The organism is Flavobacterium sp. RHBU_3, assembly GCF_046613565.1.
In the GTDB taxonomy this organism is placed as follows: Bacteria; Bacteroidota; Bacteroidia; order Flavobacteriales; family Flavobacteriaceae; genus Flavobacterium.
Map to the genome: position 1 here is coordinate 1 of NZ_JBKJHC010000016.1, position 23,363 is coordinate 23,363.

General features: G+C 42.1%; 27 protein-coding genes and 2 tRNA genes. 13 read left to right on the plus strand and 16 right to left on the minus strand.

The annotated features are described in order from the left end of the window. The first annotated feature begins 315 nt into the window (after window positions 1-315). Together ACLI1A_RS17885 and ACLI1A_RS17890 are read left to right on the plus strand one after the other, a co-directional pair. The gene (locus ACLI1A_RS17885; protein ID WP_411410065.1) at window positions 316-438 is read left to right on the plus strand and encodes a hypothetical protein; all 123 of its coding nucleotides are present in this window, start codon (window positions 316-318) and stop codon (window positions 436-438) included. A 224-nt stretch (window positions 439-662) separates the two neighbouring features. Beyond that, window positions 663-1,754 (plus strand): hypothetical protein, encoded by a 1,092-nt coding sequence (locus ACLI1A_RS17890; RefSeq protein ID WP_411410066.1) that lies wholly within the window; start codon window positions 663-665, stop codon window positions 1,752-1,754. Between the two features lie 17 nt (window positions 1,755-1,771). Here ACLI1A_RS17890 and ACLI1A_RS17895 read toward each other — a convergent pair. Then, a tRNA-Leu gene (locus ACLI1A_RS17895) sits at window positions 1,772-1,853 on the minus strand. Between the two features lie 144 nt (window positions 1,854-1,997). Here ACLI1A_RS17895 and ACLI1A_RS17900 point away from each other — a divergent pair. Next, window positions 1,998-3,386, plus strand: coding sequence for a dipeptidase (locus ACLI1A_RS17900; RefSeq protein WP_411410067.1), 1,389 nt, complete (start codon window positions 1,998-2,000; stop codon window positions 3,384-3,386). Window positions 3,387-3,505: 119 nt separating this feature from the next. On the opposite strand, the gene ACLI1A_RS17905 is transcribed toward ACLI1A_RS17900, so the two are convergent. Further along, window positions 3,506-4,282, minus strand: a complete 777-nt coding sequence (locus tag ACLI1A_RS17905) for a hypothetical protein (protein ID WP_411410068.1) — start codon at window positions 4,280-4,282, stop codon at window positions 3,506-3,508. 125 nt (window positions 4,283-4,407) lie between these two features. On the opposite strand from ACLI1A_RS17905, the gene ACLI1A_RS17910 reads away from it, so the two are divergent. Next, complete coding sequence (locus ACLI1A_RS17910; RefSeq protein ID WP_411410069.1) at window positions 4,408-4,890, plus strand: hypothetical protein; 483 nt, start codon at window positions 4,408-4,410, stop codon at window positions 4,888-4,890. Window positions 4,891-4,946: 56 nt separating this feature from the next. Here the strand turns inward: ACLI1A_RS17910 and ACLI1A_RS17915 are convergent, their stop codons facing one another. After that, window positions 4,947-5,885 carry a hypothetical protein gene (locus ACLI1A_RS17915; RefSeq protein WP_411410070.1) on the minus strand — a complete coding sequence of 313 codons (939 nt, stop codon included), beginning with the start codon at window positions 5,883-5,885 and terminating at the stop codon, window positions 4,947-4,949. A gap of 23 nt (window positions 5,886-5,908) precedes the next feature. Between ACLI1A_RS17915 and ruvC the strand changes: the two genes are divergently transcribed. Genes ruvC through hemW form a run of 3 tightly spaced genes read left to right on the plus strand, consistent with a single transcriptional unit; the run spans window position 5,909 to window position 7,973 of the window. After that, window positions 5,909-6,463, plus strand: a complete 555-nt coding sequence (ruvC, locus tag ACLI1A_RS17920) for a crossover junction endodeoxyribonuclease RuvC (protein ID WP_411410071.1) — start codon at window positions 5,909-5,911, stop codon at window positions 6,461-6,463. A 14-nt stretch (window positions 6,464-6,477) separates the two neighbouring features. Then, window positions 6,478-6,804 (plus strand): cupin domain-containing protein, encoded by a 327-nt coding sequence (locus ACLI1A_RS17925; protein ID WP_411410072.1) that lies wholly within the window; start codon window positions 6,478-6,480, stop codon window positions 6,802-6,804. 41 nt (window positions 6,805-6,845) lie between these two features. Further along, the gene (gene hemW, locus ACLI1A_RS17930) at window positions 6,846-7,973 is read left to right on the plus strand and encodes a radical SAM family heme chaperone HemW (RefSeq protein ID WP_411410073.1); all 1,128 of its coding nucleotides are present in this window, start codon (window positions 6,846-6,848) and stop codon (window positions 7,971-7,973) included. On the opposite strand, the gene ACLI1A_RS17935 is transcribed toward hemW, so the two are convergent. After that, the gene (locus ACLI1A_RS17935; RefSeq protein WP_411410074.1) at window positions 7,970-8,866 is read right to left on the minus strand and encodes an acyltransferase family protein; all 897 of its coding nucleotides are present in this window, start codon (window positions 8,864-8,866) and stop codon (window positions 7,970-7,972) included. The genes hemW and ACLI1A_RS17935 overlap by 4 nt on opposite strands. A gap of 83 nt (window positions 8,867-8,949) precedes the next feature. On the opposite strand from ACLI1A_RS17935, the gene ACLI1A_RS17940 reads away from it, so the two are divergent. From ACLI1A_RS17940 to ACLI1A_RS17955, 4 genes are read left to right on the plus strand one after another with little or no spacing between them, the layout of a single operon-like run. Continuing rightward, entirely contained in the window at window positions 8,950-9,777 is an 828-nt protein-coding gene (locus ACLI1A_RS17940; protein WP_411410075.1) for a cyclase family protein, read from the plus strand. A gap of 3 nt (window positions 9,778-9,780) precedes the next feature. Further along, complete coding sequence (locus ACLI1A_RS17945; RefSeq protein WP_411410076.1) at window positions 9,781-10,134, plus strand: DUF4260 domain-containing protein; 354 nt, start codon at window positions 9,781-9,783, stop codon at window positions 10,132-10,134. A gap of 44 nt (window positions 10,135-10,178) precedes the next feature. Next, window positions 10,179-10,544: an MmcQ/YjbR family DNA-binding protein gene (locus ACLI1A_RS17950; RefSeq protein ID WP_411410077.1), complete on the plus strand. Its 366-nt coding sequence runs from the start codon at window positions 10,179-10,181 to the stop codon at window positions 10,542-10,544. A 42-nt stretch (window positions 10,545-10,586) separates the two neighbouring features. After that, window positions 10,587-11,354, plus strand: coding sequence for an enoyl-CoA hydratase/isomerase family protein (locus tag ACLI1A_RS17955; protein WP_411410078.1), 768 nt, complete (start codon window positions 10,587-10,589; stop codon window positions 11,352-11,354). A gap of 188 nt (window positions 11,355-11,542) precedes the next feature. On the opposite strand, the gene ACLI1A_RS17960 is transcribed toward ACLI1A_RS17955, so the two are convergent. Then, window positions 11,543-12,643: a DUF4407 domain-containing protein gene (locus ACLI1A_RS17960; protein ID WP_411410079.1), complete on the minus strand. Its 1,101-nt coding sequence runs from the start codon at window positions 12,641-12,643 to the stop codon at window positions 11,543-11,545. A 155-nt stretch (window positions 12,644-12,798) separates the two neighbouring features. On the opposite strand from ACLI1A_RS17960, the gene ACLI1A_RS17965 reads away from it, so the two are divergent. Next, complete coding sequence (locus ACLI1A_RS17965) at window positions 12,799-13,371, plus strand: hypothetical protein (RefSeq protein WP_411410080.1); 573 nt, start codon at window positions 12,799-12,801, stop codon at window positions 13,369-13,371. Window positions 13,372-13,528: 157 nt separating this feature from the next. Here ACLI1A_RS17965 and ACLI1A_RS17970 read toward each other — a convergent pair whose 3' ends face one another. From ACLI1A_RS17970 to idi, 10 genes are all read right to left on the minus strand, one after another. Next, window positions 13,529-14,080, minus strand: a complete 552-nt coding sequence (locus tag ACLI1A_RS17970) for a hypothetical protein (protein WP_411410081.1) — start codon at window positions 14,078-14,080, stop codon at window positions 13,529-13,531. 322 nt (window positions 14,081-14,402) lie between these two features. Further along, the gene (locus ACLI1A_RS17975) at window positions 14,403-16,334 is read right to left on the minus strand and encodes a M56 family metallopeptidase (RefSeq protein WP_411410082.1); all 1,932 of its coding nucleotides are present in this window, start codon (window positions 16,332-16,334) and stop codon (window positions 14,403-14,405) included. Between the two features lie 39 nt (window positions 16,335-16,373). Next, window positions 16,374-18,026 carry a M56 family metallopeptidase gene (locus ACLI1A_RS17980; protein WP_411410083.1) on the minus strand — a complete coding sequence of 551 codons (1,653 nt, stop codon included), beginning with the start codon at window positions 18,024-18,026 and terminating at the stop codon, window positions 16,374-16,376. Then, window positions 18,026-18,394, minus strand: coding sequence for a BlaI/MecI/CopY family transcriptional regulator (locus ACLI1A_RS17985; protein WP_411410084.1), 369 nt, complete (start codon window positions 18,392-18,394; stop codon window positions 18,026-18,028). The genes ACLI1A_RS17980 and ACLI1A_RS17985 overlap by 1 nt, the downstream gene beginning before the upstream one ends. A 133-nt stretch (window positions 18,395-18,527) precedes the next feature. Continuing rightward, entirely contained in the window at window positions 18,528-19,055 is a 528-nt protein-coding gene (locus ACLI1A_RS17990; protein WP_411410085.1) for a hypothetical protein, read from the minus strand. 312 nt (window positions 19,056-19,367) lie between these two features. After that, a tRNA-Thr gene (locus ACLI1A_RS17995) sits at window positions 19,368-19,441 on the minus strand. An 80-nt stretch (window positions 19,442-19,521) separates the two neighbouring features. After that, window positions 19,522-19,788: a hypothetical protein gene (locus ACLI1A_RS18000; protein WP_411410086.1), complete on the minus strand. Its 267-nt coding sequence runs from the start codon at window positions 19,786-19,788 to the stop codon at window positions 19,522-19,524. A gap of 56 nt (window positions 19,789-19,844) precedes the next feature. After that, on the minus strand, window positions 19,845-20,810 hold the full coding sequence (locus ACLI1A_RS18005; RefSeq protein ID WP_411410087.1) for a type I phosphomannose isomerase catalytic subunit: 966 nt from the start codon (window positions 20,808-20,810) through the stop codon (window positions 19,845-19,847). A gap of 12 nt (window positions 20,811-20,822) precedes the next feature. Then, window positions 20,823-21,233, minus strand: a complete 411-nt coding sequence (locus ACLI1A_RS18010; protein WP_411410088.1) for a 6-pyruvoyl trahydropterin synthase family protein — start codon at window positions 21,231-21,233, stop codon at window positions 20,823-20,825. A 90-nt stretch (window positions 21,234-21,323) separates the two neighbouring features. Next, window positions 21,324-21,851 carry an isopentenyl-diphosphate Delta-isomerase gene (gene idi, locus ACLI1A_RS18015; protein WP_411410138.1) on the minus strand — a complete coding sequence of 176 codons (528 nt, stop codon included), beginning with the start codon at window positions 21,849-21,851 and terminating at the stop codon, window positions 21,324-21,326. 109 nt (window positions 21,852-21,960) lie between these two features. Between idi and ACLI1A_RS18020 the strand changes: the two genes are divergently transcribed. Further along, complete coding sequence (locus tag ACLI1A_RS18020; protein ID WP_411410089.1) at window positions 21,961-23,049, plus strand: DUF6688 family protein; 1,089 nt, start codon at window positions 21,961-21,963, stop codon at window positions 23,047-23,049. 6 nt (window positions 23,050-23,055) lie between these two features. Here the strand turns inward: ACLI1A_RS18020 and ACLI1A_RS18025 are convergent, their stop codons facing one another. Then, window positions 23,056-23,271: a hypothetical protein gene (locus ACLI1A_RS18025; protein WP_411410090.1), complete on the minus strand. Its 216-nt coding sequence runs from the start codon at window positions 23,269-23,271 to the stop codon at window positions 23,056-23,058. Window positions 23,272-23,363: the final 92 nt, after the last annotated feature.

The following is a 23,363-nucleotide window of genomic DNA, read 5'->3' on the forward strand; positions in this document are numbered from 1 at the left end:
TATCTACTGTATTTATTAAGATTATTAAAACTTTTGCTACTCTTAACGCATCAGTAGTATTTATAAATCTAAATTGTATCGATTCATGTGCACTGTTAATTTCCCATCAGATATAAAAAACATTAAACAGAAAATAGTATCTGAGTTAAAGGAAAAAGACAAAGAATTAATCAATGATTTTGTGAATGACCCTGAAAAAATTTATTTTCACGACAGCACTAAAGACTGTTTAAGGTTAATATATTTTGAAAGAGATTTTTCAAAAAAGAATTCATACTATTTAAAAATTGATTTGTCCTGCAAGACTAAATATCCATGAGACATTTTTCACCGGCTTTCATTATTATTTTCTTTTGGCTTATTACGGTAGCTACAGCAGCACAATTGCTGTTTATAGCAAACCTGGCTATAGGTGTACGCAAACGGCATACAGCGTAACGCCACACCCCGCTTACGGGTTATTTTTACCAGGCTGTTTTTGCAAATGGCATATTGTTTATATTTGGTTTTTAACCAACTGTGAATAAATGAATCCTTTCAACAAAAGCTTCTTGATATTATTTTGCATACTTCTCACACATCCTGCCTTTGCCCAAATTAAAGGTCATTATGATAGTTACGCTAATGACAGTCGACTATTTAAAGTAGATACCGCAAGAGGTATGCTACATGGCAATTTTATCTGTCGGGATAAAAAAGGCCGAAAGCTAATAACCGGCAGCTTTAAAGACAATCAAAAGTATGGCATCTGGACAATTTGGGATACTCTGGGGTGCATGCGGGTAAAATATAAATTTTCCGGTAACGGAGCATATAATTTCAAAATAAAGCGTTTTAATAACTCCGAAGGCAAACCCATAAAACGCCTTAGCCATGCAGACTTTTTGCAGCAACGCTTTAATGATAGCGTATATCGTCGAAATTACCTTTCCCGCTATAAGAATAGCCCCTTTCCACAGGAAGCAATAAGTTTAGACTCGTTAGATAGTTTTTTAAAAGAAGAAAATAAAAAATTAGATCCCCTATTAGTGCGTACCCATTACGGCTACGAAGCGCATACTGAAGTCCGCGACAGCGCGAATGTGATAAGTTATCCATATTTTATCAGTGGGTGGAATATTTTTGCCAGCATAAAGATGTTTCGTTTTATAGAACCCAACCCGGTAAATGCAATATTTTTTGACAAAAATGTGCTGGAGCACACCATAGGCAATTACATTAAAACAAGTGAAAAACCTGAAATATATACGGATTTCCCGTTTAAGGAAAAGGTTTTAAGAGAAGAAGCTTTAAACAAGCTAATAGACACAAAAATTGCAGGCTACAAAATCATGGAAGTCTGGTATTTTGATGTTAAAAGACTATGCAGCGATATACGTATTACAGGCATAATTCCCGTAGTATTTAATGAAACTACACAACGGTATGAAGACCTGTTTTGTGTATACTACGAATCATTAAGAGAACACTTATCTAAAATACCGTCCACAATAAAAGGGAAACCCGAAGTACATACACTGGAAGATATTTTTCATTACAGGCAATTTAGCAGCTTTGTTTATTACAGAGAAAGCATATTAGCAAAGGAAGAAGACGTAGACATATACAAAACCAAACAAATACTAAAAGATAAAAGCATTTCGCTTGAAGTGTTGCCGCTACTAATAGAATACAATTGTATGCTACACTTTACCGAACCTAATGACAGAGAAATAAGACGAGTACCCGATTTCAGGAATAAAAAAAGCCTCTGATTTCTCAGAGGCTTTTGTGCGGGTGAAAGGACTCGAACCTTCACACCGTGAGGCACCAGATCCTAAGTCTGGCGTGTCTACCAATTTCACCACACCCGCAGGGCAGTAATAATAAGCAGTGTTTGTTTCATTATTACGGGTGCAAATATACGGCGGTTTTCCATACTTGCAAGTAAAATGACCAAAAAATAATTATTATTTTTTCAGTACTTTTGACTTAAAATCGTATATCTCTCATAATAAATGGATAACATAAAAAATTATGTCGGCCAAAACAAAGACCGATTTATAAACGAACTGATTGAACTGCTTAAAATACCTTCTGTAAGCGCAGACAGCGCCTACAGCCAGGATGTAATTAACACCGCCGATGCGGTACTTGCCAGCCTTAAAGCTGCCGGATGCGACAAAGTGGAACTTTGCGAAACACCCGGCTACCCTATTGTATATGGCGAAAAAACCATAGACCCTGCCCTGCCTACCGTACTGGTATACGGCCACTACGATGTGCAGCCTGCTGATCCTATTGAGCTATGGACCTCTCCCCCGTTTGAACCGGTAATTAAAAAAACCGAGTTGCACCCTGAGGGAGCCATCTTTGCCCGTGGTGCCTGCGACGACAAAGGCCAAATGTACATGCACGTAAAAGCGCTGGAGTACATGGTACAAAACAACAACCTGCCGTGCAACGTTAAGTTTATGATAGAGGGTGAGGAAGAAGTGGGTTCACCAAGCCTTGCGTGGTTTGTGGAGCGCAACCAGGACAAGCTTAAAAACGATGTTATCCTTATTTCAGATACCGGGATGATAAGCAACGAGCAGCCGAGCATTACTACCGGCCTGCGTGGCCTTAGCTATGTAGAGGTAGAGGTTACAGGCCCTAACCGCGACCTGCACTCGGGTCTGTACGGTGGTGCTGTGGCCAACCCTATTAACATACTGGCAAAGATGATTGCCAGCCTGCACGACGAAAACAACCACATTACCATACCGGGCTTCTACGACAAGGTAGAAGAACTAAGCCGTGAAGAGCGCGACGAAATGGCAAAAGCCCCCTTCAGCCTAGATGCCTACAAAAAAGCACTGGACATTGAAGATGTATATGGCGAAGCTACATACACTACCAACGAGCGTAACTCCATCCGTCCTACGCTAGATGTAAACGGTATTTGGGGTGGCTACACCGGCGAAGGTGCCAAAACGGTTATTGCCAGCAAGGCCTACGCCAAAATATCAATGCGCCTGGTTCCGGCACAGGACTGGAACGAAATCACCGAGCTGTTTACCAAACATTTTACAGCTATAGCACCAAAAGGTGTTAGGGTTAAAGTTACTCCACACCACGGCGGCCAAGCGTATGTAACCCCTATAGACAGCATTGGCTACCAGGCAGCCGCTAAGGCATACGAAGAAAGCTTTGGCGTTAAGCCAATCCCAGTGCGTTCAGGAGGCTCTATTCCTATTGTAGCGCTGTTTGAAAAAGAACTGAAAAGCAAAACCATAATGATGGGCTTCGGTCTGGATAGTGATGCCATTCACTCGCCAAACGAGCATTACGGCATTTTCAACTACCTTAAAGGGATTGAAACCATTCCGTTGTTCTATAAGCATTTTACGGAGCTTTCAAAATAGTTGTTGGTTGACGGAAACACACCCTAAACTGTAACTCCCTGTTAAAATCCTAAAAACAAAAAAGCCTTAAAACACTTTACTACAGTTGTTTTAAGGCTTTTATATTTTGAAAACAAAGACTATTTATAGCTTACAACCGTATAGCCAAACCCGATATTAAAATCAGGGTATTTTTTTATTGCGTGCAGCGATGGTTCGTTAATCGCTTCCCATTCCATCACCTTGCGGTTTGGGTTTTTCACGTACGTTAGTGTTCCCTTAGACCTTGAGGTTAACGGAAAATTTGGTTGGCAATAATCCAAATAAAAACGATCATTACCGTTTGCATCTTTATACGTTTCGGTAGTAGGCTCATATTTTGCAAGTACCCCTTCAGCATCACTTTTCCCCACAATAGTAAGCTGTACAAAAGCTCCGTTGTGTGACAGGGCTATTTCCTTGTCCAGCTTTATGGAAAATTCTTTGGCATCAGCTTCATTGGTTACTATAGCAAGCTGCTCAAAGCCTTCTATTTTACTACCGGGAACATTGTTTTGGTTTTCCAGTAGTTCTATTTTTACAAGGGTATTAAAACCCACCTTTTCAAACACTCCCGGGTGTCCTTCCGATTCAAAGGCAGCCTTCATAAGCGGTAGTGTAAGCGTACTCAGGTAAATATTATCCTCATCGGGTTGCACCAAAAATGCATATTGCATATTTATAGCCGACATGTATAGCCTGTTATTGTCCTGGTGCATTACCGGTTTTACAGTGTGTTCCGTACGCTTTTTGGCAACAGTAACCTGTTGCACCATGTCGTGCTGTTGTACCGGATTTTCGGCTAAGGCTACATCATTTGGGTTCTGCTGGGCCATTACAGCTGTACCGGCAAGAAGAAGGGAATAAAAAATCTTCATAGTTTCGGGTTGATTAAGATTGTCTCGGCTCAAGGTACGGAAATTTTGCATCGGAAAATAACCGCAGGCACTAAATAAATTTTCCTTATTTTTGGCTAATGTTATAAAAACACGGTTGCCACTTCATGAAAAAATCAGTCTTTTTATTGCCTTTCATGCTCATTTTGTGCTCCTGCAAGTATTTTGAAAAGCAGGTACCAAATGAGGAAGAACTGCTGCAACAACGGCTGAAGGAAATCAACTGGAAGGAAGTAAGCAGTTATCCGTCGCTCATAGGTTGCGATGCCATAACCGACAAAGAGCTGAAAAAAGAGTGTTTTTTTTCTACTATGGCACAACTGGTGCAGGAACGCCTGGGTGCCGATACCATAGCCATGCTATACCCCTGTATGGACACCATAAACATGAAGGTTACGGTATACCCTGATTCGCGTGTGGAATTTGAGCCGCAGTTCCCGGCTGATACTACGGGCTACAACCGCAGTAAATTTGACAGCATTATAAGGGCACGTCTTGCTGATTTCCCTAAAATAGAACCCGCACAAAAAGAAGGTATCCCGGTAAAAAGCCAGTTTGTAATTCCTATTGTTTTAGACTCGGGGGAGTAAATAAATATTTTTCTCGCAAAGGCGCAGATACACAAAGCTTTGCAAGATATATAAAATCATCTTTCTCTCTTAAACGTCAGCACAAAATAGCTACCCGCTACTACCGGCAGTACTATATTCAGCATCCATTGCAGGGTAGCGGCAAGCACCACTATCCATTCGTCTACACCTATTTTCCCGAAGAAAAATACGGCCACGCTTCCGCGCACGGCAAAGTCGATAAAAGTAAAGTTAGGCAACGACGATCCTAAAAAGTATATCCCCGCTATGGCCGGCAGCATAATGTAAGCCGGTACCGTAACATCAAAAAGCACAAACAATAAATAGTGCTGCAATACTATGCACGAATAGCGCAGCACGGCATAAAGCATATTTTTACGATGCACACCTTTTGGCAATTCCTGTATTTTTTCTATAAGCCGCTGTATGGAATAACCTTTTATGGTAATTTTTCGCGAAGCAAAAACAAGGGCTACCACTACTGCTATACCGGCAAGTATCAGTAACAACAAACTATTCGGGATTACGCTATACATTACATTAAACACCACGAGGCCTGTTAGCCCGGCCAGTATGGCTATAATCATCTGTACACCGTTACATATCAGGTTAAGGAACACCACCTGTCCTGCCTCTTCTTTTTTGTAGTAAAAAGCCTTGGCGGCATATTCCCCCAGCCCGTTTGGTGTAAATATCGCCGCGGTAACCGCTGCCAGCACCTGCGCCGCTGATTTACCTAATGATATAGGCCGCAGTGTACCCGAAAGTGCCTGCCATTTCAGCACCTCTAAAAAGCGGTTCATAACCGTAAGGAAAAGAATGGCGGCAATGGTTATTGCCGACCCCGGCCTGCTTAAAGCTTCGGATAACCGGGCAGGATCAAACTGATTGCCGTCTGAAAGGCGGTTGTAGATAAAATAAAACGCACCGCCCACTACCAATATTTTGGCAATAAAAACAAAGAATTGCTTAGTTTTGTGGGGCAGGGCTTTCATCCCGCAAAAGTAACAAAATTACCTTGGCAAGCGAACGTATTATATTAGGCATCGACCCCGGCACCACCATTATGGGCTTTGGGCTTATAAAAGTGGTGAATAAAAACATGCAGTTTATTCAGCTGAATGAACTTAACCTGAGCAAATACGACGACCATTACCTGAAACTGAAGCTCATTTTTGAGCGCACCATAGAGCTTATAGAAACCCACAACCCCGACGAAATAGCCATTGAGGCACCGTTCTTTGGTAAAAACGTGCAGAGTATGCTAAAGTTGGGCAGGGCACAGGGTGTGGCTATGGCAGCAGGGCTTTCGCGCCAGATACCGGTTACCGAATACGAACCCAAGAAAATAAAAATGGCCATTACCGGAAACGGTAACGCCAGTAAGGAGCAGGTAGCCAAAATGCTGCAACAGCTCTTGGGCTTAAAAGAACTTCCTAAAAACCTGGACAGCACCGACGGACTTGCCGCTGCAGTATGCCACCACTTTAACACGGGCAAGACTACTGTAACCGGAAAAAGCTACAGCGGCTGGGATGCATTTTTAAAGCAAAATCCAGATAGGGTAAAGTAAAAAACAAAACCATTATGAAACCATTTTTTATAAGCGACAACAACGCGTGGCAACCCGCAGGCGAAGGCATTACCCGCCAGATAACTGGGCATAACAACGGCCTGATGATGGTTAAGGTAGCCTTTGAAAAAGGCGCTGTAGGCACACCGCACAGCCATCCGCATACGCAGGCATGCTATGTGGCATCGGGGATGTTTGAGGTTGTTATAGATGGTAATAAACAGGTGCTAAAAGCCGGTGACACCTTTTTTGTGCAGCCAAAACTGGTACACGGCGTGGTATGCCTGGAAGCCGGTGTTTTAATCGACGTTTTTAATCCGCACCGCGAAGACTTTTTATAAGCTGCCCTAAAGGTTGTACCTTTACCCCAACAAAAAATCTGATGGCGGGCATATACATCCACATACCATTTTGCAGGCAGGCATGCCATTACTGCGATTTCCATTTTTCTACTTCCATGAAAAAGCGGGAAGAAATGGTGCAGGCTATAGCCCGCGAAATTGTATTGCGAAAGGATGAACTGGACAATGAGGTTATAGAAACCATCTACTTTGGCGGCGGTACTCCATCGGTATTAACCAATGAAGAAATTCAACTGCTGATTGATACCGTATACCAAAACCACACGGTGATTGACAACGCAGAAATTACCCTTGAAGCCAACCCTGATGATTTAACACCCGCACGAATTACCGAATTACCGAATTACCACATTAACCGCCTTAGCATTGGCGTGCAATCGTTCTTTGAGGAAGACCTGCAAATGATGAACCGCGCCCACAATGCCACACAGGCCGAAGCCTGCCTTACCGAAGCCGTTAAGCATTTTGATAATATTACTCTCGACCTGATTTACGGCATCCCCGGCATGGACAACACCCGCTGGATGCAAAATGTAGAAAAGGCATTATCGTTTGGCATTCCGCATATATCCAGCTATGCGCTGACTGTCGAGCCAAAAACTGCACTGCATACATTGGTAAAAAAAGGGATTATAGCCGCACCCAGCGATGAAGCCGCCCACGAACAGTTTTTACTATTAGCCGACCGACTGCAACAGGAAGGTTTTGTGCATTACGAGCTGTCTAACTTTGGTAAGCCGGGATATTTCAGTAAAAACAATACCGCATACTGGCTGGGTAAAAAGTACATAGGCATAGGCCCATCGGCGCACAGCTACAACGGCACACACCGCAGCTGGAATATAGCAAATAATTCACTCTATCTAAAAGCGCTTACAAAAGAAAAACTTGCCCTGGAAACCGAGGAGCTCACCCCTACTGACCGTTATAACGAATATGTAATGACGGGACTGCGTACCATTTGGGGTGTAGATGTGAAAAGGGTTAAGGATGATTTTGGCACCGCATATTCTGACTACCTGCTACAGGAAGCAACGGCGTTTGTAGCACAGGGATTGCTTTCGTTTGAAAACAACACCCTTACCACCACCCGCGCCGGAAAGTTCCTTGCCGACGGTATAGCCAGCGATTTGTTTTTTGTAAACTAACGGTTACCGGTAATTATCCTTAGGTTGCATTTCTTTACAAGGATAAAATACGCCAGGTAACAGATAATTATGGCAAGCAGTATTTGTGCGGTTACATACACATAGGCATTGGGGTGAAACAGCCCGATTAAAGGAGCTATAAAAACAATAAGCGGCGAATGGTACAGGTGTAGAAAATATGTATAACCTCCTGTTTTTACAAAGTTGAACTGTAGGTTTACCAGCACCAGGAAAATGGAAATGGCAACTACGAACTTATACGTGTCAAATTCAAAAAAACAGATACTGAGCACTACTGCCGGAATGGTTACAGCCAGCTTAATCCACAGCGGAACAGCATAAATTTCAAACTTCCGGATTAGGAAACCGGCTAAAAACAACAGGGCTATATTGTACCGTATAAGTACCTGCCCAAAGATGGCCAACGGAATTATAAACAGCAGCCCCCTGTAATCCTTTTGCAAAAGCGCTAAAAAGCAGAAAATCACAAACAGGTCGCGTATAAAGTAGGTGGGCGGGTTTATGGGAACGTCGTTAACCGAGAGCAGTCCGTTAGTTATCAGGGTAGCATCATAAGTAAGCCTGTTAAGGTAATTGTACCCCAGTGCATTAATAAGCAATACCGGGATAATTACAGCAAGGTTGGCTATCAGATACGGTATCAGCAGGCTTTTAACCTTTTTGTTCAGCAAATCAGGATTGCTGTGATAGTTGTAGTACAAGTAGCCCGATATAACCGAAAGCAACAACGTACCGTATTTTGGCATCACTTCCAGGATGAAATAAGGAGCCCCGGACACAAAATTATGACGGGTATGTGTAAAGGTGATAAGGATAACCCCTACTATACGCATTAATTCTATTGGGTAGTTTGTGCCTTCAGATTTGGCCATTGTTGCAATTTTGCGACAATGATAACCAATTTTCAGGAGTAATTACAAACGGTTTTTGTTATTTTGTATAAAACAGCAAACAAATGTTCGGTACAATAGAACACCACAACAAAACCTACAAAGTAGATTTTTCTGCCCCCATAGACCTATCATTACCCATTACCGCCGATGGTAAAAACCCCATAGCGTGGTACCTGGACCAACCGGAAATAAACCCGGTTACCATGGGCGACTGGATTGGGGCTGTCGCCAAAGGTTCGAGTACCAACTTTAACAACATAGCCTTTAACCCGCACGCGCACGGCACACACACCGAATGTTTGGGGCACATAACCCGTGATTTTTTCAGCATCAATGATACGCTAAAGACTTTCTTTTTTATAGCGGAGCTGATTTCGGTTACGCCCGAAGACAAGGATGGTGATTTGGTGATAACCAAAGCGCAGGTAGAAACAGCCCTTAACGGCAAAACACCCGAAGCGCTTATAATACGAACCCTGCCAAATACCGAAGAAAAAAAACACAAAAACTACAGCCACAGCAATCCTCCGTACTTAGAGGAAGCAGCTGCTAAGCTTATCCGTGAAGCGGGTATAAATCACTTACTCATCGATCTGCCCAGTGTAGACCGTGAGGAAGATGGTGGTGCACTCTTGGCCCACAAGGCATTTTGGAACGTAAAAGACACGCACAACCTCAACGCTGATGCGCGCCATAACGCTACGATTACAGAACTTGTTTTTGTTCCTGATGCAGTACAGGACGGCACCTACCTGCTGAACCTGCAAATAGCCAGTTTTGATAACGACGCCAGTCCGAGTAAGCCGGTATTGTATAACCTTAGAAAAGATTTTGAATTAGGACAGGTAACGGCCGACATTATGTCAACCATTTCCCAAATAATCGGTTAAAAAATGAAGCAACTTATCCAACTTGAAGAAGCAGCACTATTTGCCTTGGGTATTTACGGGTTTAGCCTGTTGCCTTTTGCGTGGTGGTGGTTTTTAGTACTTATCCTTGTACCTGATTTTTCAATGATAGGCTACCTTGCCGGGAATCGTGCAGGCGCATGGGCATACAACCTGTTTCATCACAGGGGTATTGCTGTGGCCGTATACCTTTTGGGTTGCAACATGGCAAACGCCAATGTACAGTTGACCGGGGTAATGCTCTTTGCCCACAGCAGCATGGATAGGATGTTTGGCTACGGCCTGAAATATGAAAGCGGTTTTAAGTTTACACATCTTGGGGAAATTGGGAAGAAATAACCTGAACTAACTTTTCACTTTACGACTTTAAAACTTTCGACTTTATGACCATAACCGATTTATACGACTATTGCCTTAGCAAGCCCGGCGTTACCGAGCATTTTCCGTTTGATGAAGACACACTGGTGTTTAAGGTGGGCGGAAAGATGTTTGCGCTGTCGTCGCTTTCGCAATGGGAAAATGGCAATGCTACCATCAATCTGAAGTGCGACCCTGACCGTGCCGAGGAACTGCGTGCGGAATATGATGGCATAAAACCCGGCTACCACATGAGCAAGGTACACTGGAACACGGTTATGGTGAACAGCGATGTACCGGCAAAGCTATTGCGCGAAATGATAACCCATTCGTACGAACTGGTATTTAAAAGCCTGACCAAGAAATTACAGGCAGAAATATCGGGTAACTAACTACGTTATACCAAACTACTATAACCCAAATAACCTCATTTTATGCAAACAAACACGGACGCATTTGTAACCTCCGAAATACAAAACGGTATTGCAGCCGTAACGTTTTTTCATCCGCAGGGCAACTCTATGCCGGGCGTACAACTGGCGCGTCTTGCCGCTGAAATAACCACCCAGGGCGAAAACCCGGATGTAAACGTAATTATCCTGAAAAGTGCAGGCGAAAAAGCATTCTGCGCAGGGGCTTCGTTTGACGAGTTGCTGTCTATAACCAACGAGGAGGATGGTAAGGCATTCTTTTCGGGGTTTGCCAATGTAATTAATGCCATGCGAAAGTCACCTAAGCTTATCATAGCCCAGATTCAGGGGAAAGCCGTAGGCGGTGGTGTTGGACTTGCCTGTGCTGCTGATTATACGCTGGCAACTACAACAGCATCAGTAAAGCTAAGTGAATTGACCATAGGCATAGGGCCGTTTGTCATTAGCCCGGCGGTAGAGCGCAAAATAGGTACTTCAGCATTTATGCAAATGAGCATGAACGCTACCGAATTTTACAGCGCAGAGTGGGCTAAGGAAAAGGGTATGTTTGCCGAAGTTTTTGAAACCCTAGCAGAACTCAACACCGCAACGAATACACTTGCCGAAAAACTTGCCAACTATAACCCGGAAGCCATGCGCCTGCTGAAACAGATAGCCTGGCAGGATACCGAAAACTGGGACACACTCCTTTCCGAACGCGCACAAATGAGCGGGTCGCTGGTACTGAGTGATTTTACTAAGGAAGCGCTACTTAAGTTTAAAAATGGTTGATGGTTGATGGTTGTTGGTTGTTGGTTGTTAGAAACATCACTCTAAACCAATTACACTCTGAAAAAGTATTAATTAATGAATGTAAGTTCTCAACAACCGGCAACTTCATAGGATATAACAAGTACTTATTAAGAAATAGTGAGTGTAGCTCCCAACAACCGACAACTAACAACCAACAACTAAAAAAACTACATTACACTTTTCTGTTTTTCGCTAAAGCGGTCGGTGTGCGTACGCAGCATATCGAGCGCTTTTTGCTTTTTATAGTCGTACAGTTCGCGGTCGTTACGGATATCAGCATACACATCGTCATAAATACCGGCATCAGTAGATTGCAGCAGTTCGCGTTGGTGGGTATCCATAGCCAGGTTGGTTCGCATAGCTGCTTCGGCATCTTCCAGCTTAAAGTCGTATTCCCCTTTTGGCGAAAGCAGCTTAGCAATAATAGGTGATGTTTCTATAGCCAGGAACAGCAGCATGATAAACAGGGACGGCAAAAACGGCAGTTTATTCAGCGCATTAATACGCGCCATAAGTCCGTCAAAACCATCAATAACCGGTTGGGTTTCGGTAACTTTTTTATCCAAATCCGCCTGAAGTACCTTACCGGCTTTTTCGTTCTCGGCTATTTTTGCCTCGTTACGTTTGCGCAGGCTGTCCAGTTGTTGCTTGGCAGCATCGTGGCTTTCACGTTTCTCTTTATAAATAGGCCCTTTACCCATTTTCTTGGTTCCGGCAGTACCCTCGGCTTCGGTAATGTACGAGTTGTACAAACCTGCCACTTCCTTTTCCTTATGGGCTATTTCGGCACGCAGGCTATCGGTCTGGGCTTTGTTTTTATCCAGGTCGGTTTTGTAGAAAGTACTTACCTGCTTTTTATTGGCAATAGCCATGTCGTTTTTCTCCTTAAGAAGCTGGGCGTTGATTTCCTTCTCGAAAATCTTAATCTCAAGCGGCTTGGAAATTACTATGGCGATGATGATGGCCAATACGATACGCGGTGTGGCCTGTAGCAGCTCCTGACGGAATTTATCGCGCTTGCGGATGGTGGAAACGATAAACCTGTCCAGGTTAAAAATAAGTAAGCCCCACACAAACCCGAAGAATGCCGCGGTATACACGTTATCGAAAACCGTATACAGCGCATAGGCCGATGCTATCCATGCCAGGAGTGCGGTAAAAAATACGGTGGCGCCTATGCCCGCATATTTGTTCTGCTCGCCGTTAGAGCAGGTACCAATGATCTTTTCGTCTGCGCCGGAGCAGATGATAAAAAATTTCTTCAACATAATACTGAACGTTTTTTGTTTTTGATGATAGATGATGCTGCAAAGATAACGTGAATTTAACAACGAATGGTATAACCCACTGATATGAATTGTGTTAAAAAGAAAAAAACGAGCTGAATATATTTACCCTATATTAGTACCCAAAACCAAAGAAAATGCAACCAACCTTATTTTTACTTGTGCTTTTATTTGTCATAGGAATAATACTTTTAATTACGGGAATAAGGCTGTACCGGCAGTATACAAACGTAAAAGAAATTGCAGATTTTCCACTTGATATAGAACCCCGGAAAATCAATTTTGAGAAAAGCGGAGCCTATAGCGTTACCATTGTAGGGGCTGCAAAGATTGACGATCTACACTTTAGGGTGACTTCTGAAGACAATAAAAGAATGGAAATTTATACATATGGAATTTTCAGCCCCACATTTCTCTATAAAAGAGGGATTGGTGTTACGGCTTATTATTTTATTATAACCCAAGCAGGTTACCATACCATTACATTTCGTGACCTTGAAAAATTGGAAGCAAAAACAACAAACTTATTACTAACCTCCCTTTTTACAAAAAACATACCGGCTGCGCACTTATCCATTAAGATAAAAGAGCATAAATTAAATTGGAGGCTTACTTTAGGGATGTTGCTTGTTATTATTTCCTCGTGGGCAATCTTATTCCCGATAGCTTATGTTTTACTTAATCCATCATTCAGAATATTTTCCAAATAAAAATATCCGCCCCTTACGGAAGCGGATATAACGTTACTAAAAAAATAAGCCAATATAATTATTGATTATAAGCTATATTGTCTGAATCATAAAAGACAGGAGCTTATACCTAATCATCATGATTTTTTTCATGGGGACTCTATATTAAAAGTTATTCTTAATCATTAAACTTATAGCTTACGCCCAGTTGCAGTATAGCAACCCCGTAACCCACTTCGGCATTGGCAGCAAAATTTTTGGTAAAATAGTAACGCCCTCCGGCAAAAGGCGTAACACCCGGGTAACTGCCATACGAATCTACCCCGTAAATACCGCCAGTACCGTCGGTATATTTATAGTCGAGGATGTTGTAGCTTGCAAGCACACCGGCATACACATCAAGATTTTCTACGTCTAACTCGGTATAATGCCATGCGCCGCGTATACCTACAATGGTATAGTTCCACTTTTGGTCGTAACCGGGCCCCGAATAGCTGTAGCTTACACGCCCCAGGTATCCGGCAAGGCTTACCGTACCGGGACCTGCCTCCCAAAAACCTCTTTCGTAATTAGCGCTTATACCTATGCCACCGCTGGAACCACTGTACGTATCCAGGCCGCTGCCCAGGCCTACATCGGCACTTATTACCTGGGTTCCTACTTTAAATTCCTGTCCGTATGCCGCCATGCCAAACAGGCACAGCAACATTGCTGCTAATGTACTCTTCATGTATACTGATTAATTGATTACTATTTGTAGTAGGGCTAACAAAACTACCTGCCTAAATAAACAAGCCTTTTGGCCGGACTTGTTTAAAAATCGGGGTAGAACCGAACACAGAAAGGATTTGGGAACCGATACTCTTGCTGAAATTATTTTTTTTAATGGTTGGCTGAATTAAAACTTAAATAAAAACAATCAAAAGTAACTGATAGACAACACTTTTAAAATACCTACTATTAGGTATTTTTCAAATAAAAAAATATCCGCTCCTTTCGGCAGCGGATATCTAAAGATAACTAAACGGTAACTCAAATTAATTTTATGGTGGTTATTTCTTTTGTCGGAAAAGGGTTATTGATGTTGAATAAATTCGTGGTTTTCCATCTTTTTGCTGAGGAATCCAGCGGGGCGACGCGGTAAAAACACGCAAAATCTCTTCTGCTGTTTCTTTATCTGTTCCACGCGCCTCCACATCAGTTAAAGAACCATCTGTATTTACTGAGTAGAATACCCATATTTCTTTACTTTTGATTTCTTCAGATAGTTTAAGATTGTCGTAAATGTACTTTTCAAACGCTTCCTTGCCTCCTGGAAATTGTAGTTCTACAACCTTAGCGCTTTCTACTTTTTCTTTTATAAAATCATAGGTAGGCCCTACAAATTTAGCCTGTTGTGCATCTGCGTCCCTCTCGTAAGCCCTTTTGCCTGAAGCATCTTTTTTGTTGTCTTCGTCAATTTCCGCCTGTTTACTACCCGGCTTTGCTGTTACTACAATAGTATACTGCTTATTTGGATAATGATCGTTTAAATGCTTCATCTTCTTCTCAAAATACGGGCGTGTAAATAAAAACACGTAAAAGTTTTGCATCTCTTTTTCACCCGGCGTATGTGTTCCATACATTTTATACGCTGAGTAAACAAAATCTTCCCGCTTATATTTAAGCATTTCTTCCCTTGTTACTTTTTGTTCATTTAGATAAAATATACATTCCTCTCTGTTAAAATAAAAGTCATAATCTTTTTGAGAAATAGGATCAGAATCAAACTTTTTTGGCACATTGTTCAGGTAATACCTTTTGTGTTCTTCACTCACTTTTTCGTAAGGTGCATTTATAGATACACCACGTGGCTTATCATCTATAACAATGCGCACGCCTTTAAAATATTCGTTACGGCGGGCATCGCCTGCAACAGTATCAGCAGGCTGTAGTGTTGTGGCTTCGGCAATAACCGAGTCGGCTTTTTCAGCAACAGCCACCACCTCAGGCAGCAGCTTTTCTGCTTTGGGCTCATGGGTTATTACAGGATTAAAGGTTCCGTTAGGCGCTTTAGAGTACGCCACGGTTTGTATGCTAAACAGGTACACTAATCCTGTAGCTACGGGTGCTACTGCCGCCCTAAGCAGCAGTGCTTTGGTTTTAGATGTGGTTTTGGTCATCATGGCAAAACGTTTTTTGGTTGTACTAAAGTTTATACTGCTGGCCAGGGCAAAAGCCAAAGGCGGTGTAGCCTTGTCCAGCAGCAATAATTGATAGGTGGGTATGTTAAGATGTTTGTGTATTACGGCTTCATCGGCCAGGAACTCGTGGTTGGTTTGTATGGCCTTCTTGTACATATACAGCAGCGGGTTAAACCAAAATACGGTTTTTAAAGCTTCGATAAAAAGTACATCAAGGGTGTGTTTTTGCTGCACATGGGCAAGCTCATGGGTAAAGAGTTCTGCTTCTATGGTTTGGCCTTCGTATTGGCTTTGGTTTACAAAAATGAAGTTCATAAACGTATACGGCAGCGGACAATCGGGCAGCAATACCAGCGTAGCTCCGTTTAACATTTCTTGTTTATTTCGCCTTGCTCTATCATAGAAACGGGATATATTAAGTACAAAACGAACTACAAGCAGCAAGGTTATAATACCATACACACCCCATAACACATACGGAAGGTAATTGGTTTGCCGTGCAATATGCTTAACCGGTGGCTTGTGTGTTTGCGGCTCAATGGTTTGCTGTAACTGTGGCTGCACCGAATAGGACTGCACCGTTTGTGTTGTTTCTAATGCTACAGGCACGGGTTTTGGCGCAAGAGCTTCCGTTTCTATATATACCGGAATGGTTATAACGGGCAACGCAAATGAAACCACCAATGCCCCCAGCAGGTAAAACCTGTTAAAACGGTGCATTTTTTCGCGCTCTAACAATACTTTGTATAGTGTAAACAATACAGCAAGTATAAGTACTGATTTTAAAAGGAACACTATCATAAAAATTGGTTTTGAATGGTTTGTCAGGCTATCGGGATATTACGCCTTAATGTTTATTGTGAATGGTATATCTTTATGTGACGCTATACGCTTGCCATCCTGACGGGCGGGTTCCCATTTGGGCGATTTACCCATAATTTTCTTTAACTGCGATATAACATCGGCATCTACCTCCGGACTAAAGCTGCTACCCGGATTCGGATGTACTTTGGCTGATATATTTCTAACCCTGCCTTTTTTATCAATATCAAAAGACAGTATGTACCTGGCTATTTTACTTTCTCCTTTCTCATTAAACTCAGGCAGTTTCATGCTTTTCATAATATTGTTGTATAAAACCTGAATTCCTCCGGGATACTCCGCTTCTGTAACTTCAGACACTATTTCGGGTTGCGGTGGGCGTACAGAATAATAATGCAATGCTTTTAGAGTTCCATTATCCTCATAGTCCACATTGGTACGCATTACATCATACAAGTCCTTACCTTTATATTTTACCGGATTAGCAGCAACAAGCGAATCAAATTCAGCTTGCTTTAACGACAAAATGTTAATACTCTTAATCTGATCAGGTTTAATATCCTTTAGCGGATTACTATTGTCTTGTTCAATCGGTTTTTGGGAAATTTTTACATATTTGGTTTCAGCAACATTATTTCCTTTTTCATCCTTAGATGTGGTTTCAAACTTAGTATAAGATTCACCTTCTTTTAAATTCTTATCGAGTAAGCCGGGGTTTACCTTCTGTACAGAATCTAATTGTGAAGGAGAAAACTTATTTACTTTAATAGATTTTATTTCCGGCTCTGCGGCTCTTTGTGCTTCTACTTTTATAGAGAACAGTAAAACTAGTGCAGCCGTTATAGGTAGTGTGGCAGCCTGCAACAACGCTGCTTTAAAACGTGTGGTGGTTTTTGTCATCATGGCAAAACGTTTTTTGGTTGTACTAAAGTTTATACTGCTGGCCAGGGCGAAGGCCAAAGGCGGTGTAGCCTTGTCCAGCAGCAATAATTGATAGGTGGGTATGTTAAGATGTTGGTGTATTACGGCTTCATCGGCCAGGAACTCGTGGTTGGTTTGTATGGCCTTCTTGTACATATACAGCAGCGGGTTAAACCAAAATACGGTTTTTAGCAACTCTATAAACAGCACATCCAGTGTATGCCGTTGGCGCACATGGGCCAGTTCGTGTGTAAGGAGCTCCGGTTCTATAAGGCGGCTGTATTCATTTTCACCCATAAAAATATTGCCCATAAACGTATGCGGTAGCATATCTTCTTTAAGCAATACAAGTGTTGCACCGTTGTATGCCAATACCGTATTGTTTTTTTTAACCCTGTAAAATCGCAGTATGTTTAAAGCAAAACGTATAGCAAGCACTGTTACTACCAAGATATACCCTGCCAAGGCAGCATACGCCCAGTAGTGGGTTTGCTGTACCTCCGGCGCGGCTACTGTTGCAGGCAGTGTGGTAACCATTTGCATTGTTTCAACCGGCACCTGCACTACGGGCTGCTCTTCGGCTTGTACATAAATGGGAATTACTACAAGCGGCAGCACCAACGAAAGCACAAGGCTGCTTAACAAATAAAAGCGGTTAAAACGATACATTTTTTCGCGTGAAAGCAGCAGGTAGTATGCCCAAAGCAATACTGCCAGGAACACCGCTGATTTTAGGATATAGGCTCCCATTACTTTCGGTTTTCGAGTTCTTTGTCTATAATAGCGCGGAGTTCTTCAAGCTCGGCGTCGCTCAAGTTGGTTTCTTTGGTAAAGAAAGAGGCAAACTGCGCGGCAGAGTTATTAAAGAAGCTTTTTATCATTCCGTTTACCTGTTTAGAAAAGTAATCGGATTTGTTAACCATCGGAAAGTACTCACGGCTCTTGCCGTATTCCTTGTACCCTACAAAGCCTTTTTCGGTCATACGCTTCAGTAGCGTAGCCACAGTGGTAGCAGCAGGCTTAGGATCAGGAAAAGCATCAATAAGGTCTTTCATAAAAGCCTTTTCCTGTTTCCATAAAAACTGCATTAATTGTTCTTCGGTTTTGGTCAGTTGCATATTCTACAATTTTAGAACTGTTTCTACAAATGTAGAATAAAAATCGAAATAAAAAAGTACTCCCCTAAATTTTAACGTTTTATATTTCCCGGGATGGTTTAAGCAGACAACCGGAACGGTATAACAAAATCATTTATTGATTGAAGGATATTTTTTTTAAAGCCGACAGCTTATTCAGGTCGTAGGTTATAACAGTAGTATCGGTCTTTGGCTTTACAGCTTCATCATCAAGTGTAAGGCCATTTTTAAGATAACCCCGCTCATCAATCACACCCTTATTAGTGGCGCGTTTAACACTTTTATGCACAGTTAATTTCAGATCTTCACCCAGGTGATAGTCATAAAGCCTTTCATACAGAGAATACGATAGCTCTGCGTCGCACTCACTAAATACCTCAACAACATATTTAGCGGTATTACCGTCTAAAACACAAACGTACTTCTTTATACAGGTACCATCCTCATACTGGAATTCAATTAAATCTAACGCCCTAACTTTTTGATGAACCTTTATCAACGTATACCTGCCTTCAGGGTTAAAGTTGGGATTCTTTTTTAACTCCTTGACAAACTTAGCAAAGTCAAACTCTACGATCTTATATTCAACAGCATCACGACTGCACAACTTATCGTTAGTACCAAAACCAAACAGGATGGGCATTGTAAAAAGTAAAACCAGGATGTTTTGCATAGCGCAACGGGAATTGATTGGTTTATTATTGTAAAGGCTTTACTCAAATTTAACCAAATTTAGCCACTTACCTTACATACAATATTAAAAAGACAAAAGCTTCAGAAGTAAATTCAGGGGCGTTAGGTCTATAGAATTCTTCCTATTCAGGCTGACTAACTTATACGCTTAAAATACAAATCCCACAGGTTTTAGTATTGATCCTTATTAAATAGACTTATGACTAATTCACAAAAGTAGATAAAAACAAAAAACCACCTTGAAAAAGGTGGTTTTTTTAAGAGCCGATGGAGGGACTCGAACCCACGACCTGCTGATTACAAATCAGCTGCTCTAGCCAGCTGAGCTACACCGGCGACTCATTTACGGGTGCAAATATAGGCGTGGTTTTTTAATTTCCAAAACAATTTTTGCACTTTTTAATGACTTTTTTTGCTTACAGCGCGTTTAGTTTGCCAATAAGCTGAGTAGCAGATTCTTCCAGTTTCTGGTTGATTTGCTTAAAATGTGCCTTTTTATTTTCAACGTTTTTAGCGTTTACATCCTTCATAAGGTCATCAAATACTGCAATAGCCTCGGTTACAATAGCTTCAGATGCATCGCTGGCTTTTCCGCCTTTTGCAAGCTCTGTAATGTATACCGCTTCAATAATATCGCCAAGTACAAAGTTGATGTCTTTTTTTAGGTTTTTTACACTTGCCATGTCTGTCTGTTTTAATTTATACGTTGCAAAAGTACAACATCTGTACTTAAATCCTGTTAAGAAATATATATTTCAAGCAGCGTAGCGGTGCCTGTTAGCGCAAAAGCTTTTACCGCTGCCGGCACAAGTACCGTATCGCCCTTTTTAAAGCTGTAGGTTTCACCTTCTATATCGAAGGTATATTCACCCTCAGTACAAATATAAACAGTAAAGCTATCGCCTGTACGGCTTACACCCACGCTTCCGTTTAGCGGAACGTAGTTTGTAGTAAAATAAGGGCAGTCTACCATGTTGTTGCTCTTATTCTCCTCTTTAGTGTATTGCTTTTCGGTATCGGTAAGATCGTAGTTCATGGCATCGAGCGCCAGTTCTACATGTAGTTCGCGGCCGTTACCGTTAGCATCTACCCTGTCCCAGTCGTAAATACGGTAGGTAATATCGCTGGTCTGCTGAATTTCGGCAATAACAATACCGCCGCCTATAGCGTGTATGGTACCGGTTTCTAGGAAGTACACATCGCCTTTTTTGGCAGGCACCTGGTTAAGGATGTCTATAAGCTGTTTGCTTTCCAGTTTTTGCAGGTATTCCTCAGCACTTGATTTATGGTTAAAACCCACAATAATACGCGACCCCGGGTCGGCCTGCATTACATACCACATTTCGGTTTTCCCGAAAGAGTTGTGGCGCTCCTTAGCCAGGGCATCGTTAGGGTGCACCTGTATACTCAGGTCTTCGCGGGCATCAAGAAATTTAAACAGCAACGGAAACTGCTTTCCGAAACGGGCGTGCACCGCTGTACCCAGCACCTCATCCGGAAACTGCTCCAGCAGTTCGGTTAGTGGCTTACCTGCATAGGCACCGTTTTTTACCACACTTACATTGCCCGGCACTGCCGACAGTTCCCAGCTTTCGCCGGTTGTAGGGGTAGGTATTTCTTTACCTAAATCGTCTCTCAGTTTTGTTCCGCCCCAAATCCTGTCCTGCAATATTGGGGTAAAAATAAGCGGGTAATTCAGTTCCATAATGTTTTTTGATTATTCTCCTTTATAGGTTACAAAGTTTCTTGGTGTTTCGTACAGGGTTACTTCCAGCGTTTTATCGGCAGCAATGCGCGGCCTTATGCGATTCCATATTACCACAGCTATGTTTTCGGCCGTGGGGTTTAGGTTAGCAAAATCGGCCACCTCGGTATTCAGGTTTTTATGGTCAAAGGGTTCTTCCACCTCCTGCACTATAATATCCTTCAGCACCTTCATGTCTATAACAAAGCCGGTTTCGGGGTCTATTTCGCCCGTAACGCTTACTATAAGCTCATAGTTATGCCCGTGAAAGTTAGGATTGCTGCACTTGCCGAAAATACGGAAGTTTTGCGCATCGTCCCAGTCCTTTCGGTACAGGCGGTGCGCGGCGTTAAAGTGGGCGCTGCGGCTTACGGTTACTTTCATTTTTGGTTTTTAGTTGATGGTTGTTGGTTGTTGGTTATAAGTCTTAAAAATGGCGTTATGCCAACAACTAACAACCAAAAACCAACAACTTTATAGAGTATGCTCTTCCAGAAAATGGTAAAATTCGTCAAATATAATACGGAACCATACGGTATACTGCTCAGGATTTTTAGCCATATCGGCTTTAACGTCCTCTATAGCCATCCATTTCCAGCTTTCGGCCTCATCGGGGTTCAGTACGGGTTCGCCTTCGTAGTAGCCTATCAGTACATGGTCAAATTCATGTTCGGTAAGGCCGTTATCAAACGGAGCTTTGTATATGAACGAAAACAGCTCCTTAAGATCTGTGGTAAAACCCATTTCTTCCATAAGGCGGCGTGTACCGGCCTGTATGTTGGTTTCACCCTGGCGCTGGTGGCTACAGGTAGTATTGGTCCACAACAGGGGCGAATGGTACTTATGGGCAGCGCGCTGTTGCAGCATAATTTCGTTTTTGCCATTCAGCACAAAAACCGAAAAAGCCCTGTGCAACAATGCTTTTTCATGCGCTTCCATTTTCTCCATCAGGCCTATCGGCTCGTCCTGCTCGTTTACCAGTATTACGTGTTCTTCGGTCATAACTTCCATTAGCCACCAAAAATAAGAAATCTTTGGCAGAAATAGGCGGCTTAACTTTTTGTTAGTAGCGATTTAAAAATTAATTTTGAGGTTAACCAACCCGCGTAATATGGAACCTGTATTTATCATAATTGCCATAATTGTCTTTATACCCCTAATAATTACCTTATATGAGTTTTGGTATTTTGTAGTAAAAGGACATTTCCCGGAAAAAGGCGTCGGACTTTTGTTATCGTATTTTGTGACAATAGTAATATACCCTTTCCTGTACATCGGTTGGGCTACCGAAAACAACTGCTGCGATGAATCTGCTGCCTTTTCCCCAAATCATGTGTTATCCGTCCTGGTGCTTATGGTTGCCTACTCAGCTTCGTATTATTACAGCTTGTTCAGGACAAGTTTGTCTTCACCCTTATTAGAGGTGCTGGCCAATTGTTTCCTGTTCATCGGCATTGTATTCAACGTTTTTGTAGGCATACAAACAGATGAAATAATCCTTGCTACCATTGGTAACTTCCCGATAATAGTCTTGTTGCTAAACATGCTTATACGAAACCACCTGTTTATTATGCGGGAAATAGCCGCGCCAAACCCTAATGATTATGGTACTTTCGGGCGTATAAGCCTAAAGGTGCTTTATGCCCCTGTGTTTATAAAATTCCCGTTACTGATGGTGCTATGCCTGCCCATTATGGTTATGCTGATTGCATTCCTTCTGCTGTTCGGGCAAAAGCCCGATTCGTTTATACGTGCCTTTACGGATACATACAAGCACGGTTTCTCACAGCTCAACCATGAATGCGACAACGTACAGTGCGGTGGTCATTACCTGTGCAGTGTAGCAGCAAACGGACATATGCAGATAGTAAAACCCGAGCGTTTGGGAATACGGCATGGCAACCCAATAATTTGTAACAGGCAGCTGCTGGTGTCTAATGCTTTTGAGGAATTATTGCAGGAAAAGCTACCTAATATGCACCGAATTATAAGGCATAACTACAACAAAGTTGGCAATATGATTCACAGACATTACGGCATTTTCAACAATAAATACGTTTCTGATGTAGTGTATATTATAATGAAACCAGCCGAATGGCTGTTTCTGCTTGCACTGTACACCTTTGATACCAAACCCGAAAATCGCATTGCAATGCAGTACCTGAAACCGGAAGATAGGGATTTGCTGAAAAGGAAATAGAAAATGTTAGGCAGATTTAATATCTCTTATAATTTCATCAGAATCCCTCTCGTCTTCCCATGCGCCAAAAAAAGCAGCAACCTTATTGTGGTTGTCTTTTTCAGGCTCCTCTACAGCTTGGGTAAGTCCTTCAATAAGTTTCCTTTTAGAAGAAACATCAAAGTTCCTGAACAAATCAAGGTACTTTTTTAAAGATGAATTATTTAGGGTTATAACCGCCATAGCCTATTTTTTATCAAAGATAGAAAAAACTATTGAATAACATTCTAACAATGTAAGTACCAACCCTATGCACCATAAACAAAAAACCTGTA

Coding starts and splice junctions, on each gene's coding strand:
- ACLI1A_RS17885 (WP_411410065.1), top strand. CDS start 316: ATGAGACATTTTTCACCGGCTTTCATTATTATTTTCTTTTGGCTTATT.
- ACLI1A_RS17890 (WP_411410066.1), top strand. CDS start 663: ATGCTACATGGCAATTTTATCTGTCGGGATAAAAAAGGCCGAAAGCTA.
- ACLI1A_RS17900 (WP_411410067.1), top strand. CDS start 1,998: ATGGATAACATAAAAAATTATGTCGGCCAAAACAAAGACCGATTTATA.
- ACLI1A_RS17905 (WP_411410068.1), bottom strand. CDS start 4,282: ATGAAGATTTTTTATTCCCTTCTTCTTGCCGGTACAGCTGTAATGGCC.
- ACLI1A_RS17910 (WP_411410069.1), top strand. CDS start 4,408: ATGAAAAAATCAGTCTTTTTATTGCCTTTCATGCTCATTTTGTGCTCC.
- ACLI1A_RS17915 (WP_411410070.1), bottom strand. CDS start 5,885: ATGAAAGCCCTGCCCCACAAAACTAAGCAATTCTTTGTTTTTATTGCC.
- ACLI1A_RS17925 (WP_411410072.1), top strand. CDS start 6,478: ATGAAACCATTTTTTATAAGCGACAACAACGCGTGGCAACCCGCAGGC.
- hemW (WP_411410073.1), top strand. CDS start 6,846: ATGGCGGGCATATACATCCACATACCATTTTGCAGGCAGGCATGCCAT.
- ACLI1A_RS17935 (WP_411410074.1), bottom strand. CDS start 8,866: ATGGCCAAATCTGAAGGCACAAACTACCCAATAGAATTAATGCGTATA.
- ACLI1A_RS17940 (WP_411410075.1), top strand. CDS start 8,950: ATGTTCGGTACAATAGAACACCACAACAAAACCTACAAAGTAGATTTT.
- ACLI1A_RS17945 (WP_411410076.1), top strand. CDS start 9,781: ATGAAGCAACTTATCCAACTTGAAGAAGCAGCACTATTTGCCTTGGGT.
- ACLI1A_RS17950 (WP_411410077.1), top strand. CDS start 10,179: ATGACCATAACCGATTTATACGACTATTGCCTTAGCAAGCCCGGCGTT.
- ACLI1A_RS17955 (WP_411410078.1), top strand. CDS start 10,587: ATGCAAACAAACACGGACGCATTTGTAACCTCCGAAATACAAAACGGT.
- ACLI1A_RS17960 (WP_411410079.1), bottom strand. CDS start 12,643: ATGTTGAAGAAATTTTTTATCATCTGCTCCGGCGCAGACGAAAAGATC.
- ACLI1A_RS17965 (WP_411410080.1), top strand. CDS start 12,799: ATGCAACCAACCTTATTTTTACTTGTGCTTTTATTTGTCATAGGAATA.
- ACLI1A_RS17970 (WP_411410081.1), bottom strand. CDS start 14,080: ATGAAGAGTACATTAGCAGCAATGTTGCTGTGCCTGTTTGGCATGGCG.
- ACLI1A_RS17975 (WP_411410082.1), bottom strand. CDS start 16,334: ATGATAGTGTTCCTTTTAAAATCAGTACTTATACTTGCTGTATTGTTT.
- ACLI1A_RS17980 (WP_411410083.1), bottom strand. CDS start 18,026: ATGGGAGCCTATATCCTAAAATCAGCGGTGTTCCTGGCAGTATTGCTT.
- ACLI1A_RS17985 (WP_411410084.1), bottom strand. CDS start 18,394: ATGCAACTGACCAAAACCGAAGAACAATTAATGCAGTTTTTATGGAAA.
- ACLI1A_RS17990 (WP_411410085.1), bottom strand. CDS start 19,055: ATGCCCATCCTGTTTGGTTTTGGTACTAACGATAAGTTGTGCAGTCGT.
- ACLI1A_RS18000 (WP_411410086.1), bottom strand. CDS start 19,788: ATGGCAAGTGTAAAAAACCTAAAAAAAGACATCAACTTTGTACTTGGC.
- ACLI1A_RS18005 (WP_411410087.1), bottom strand. CDS start 20,810: ATGGAACTGAATTACCCGCTTATTTTTACCCCAATATTGCAGGACAGG.
- ACLI1A_RS18010 (WP_411410088.1), bottom strand. CDS start 21,233: ATGAAAGTAACCGTAAGCCGCAGCGCCCACTTTAACGCCGCGCACCGC.
- idi (WP_411410138.1), bottom strand. CDS start 21,851: ATGACCGAAGAACACGTAATACTGGTAAACGAGCAGGACGAGCCGATA.
- ACLI1A_RS18020 (WP_411410089.1), top strand. CDS start 21,961: ATGGAACCTGTATTTATCATAATTGCCATAATTGTCTTTATACCCCTA.
- ACLI1A_RS18025 (WP_411410090.1), bottom strand. CDS start 23,271: ATGGCGGTTATAACCCTAAATAATTCATCTTTAAAAAAGTACCTTGAT.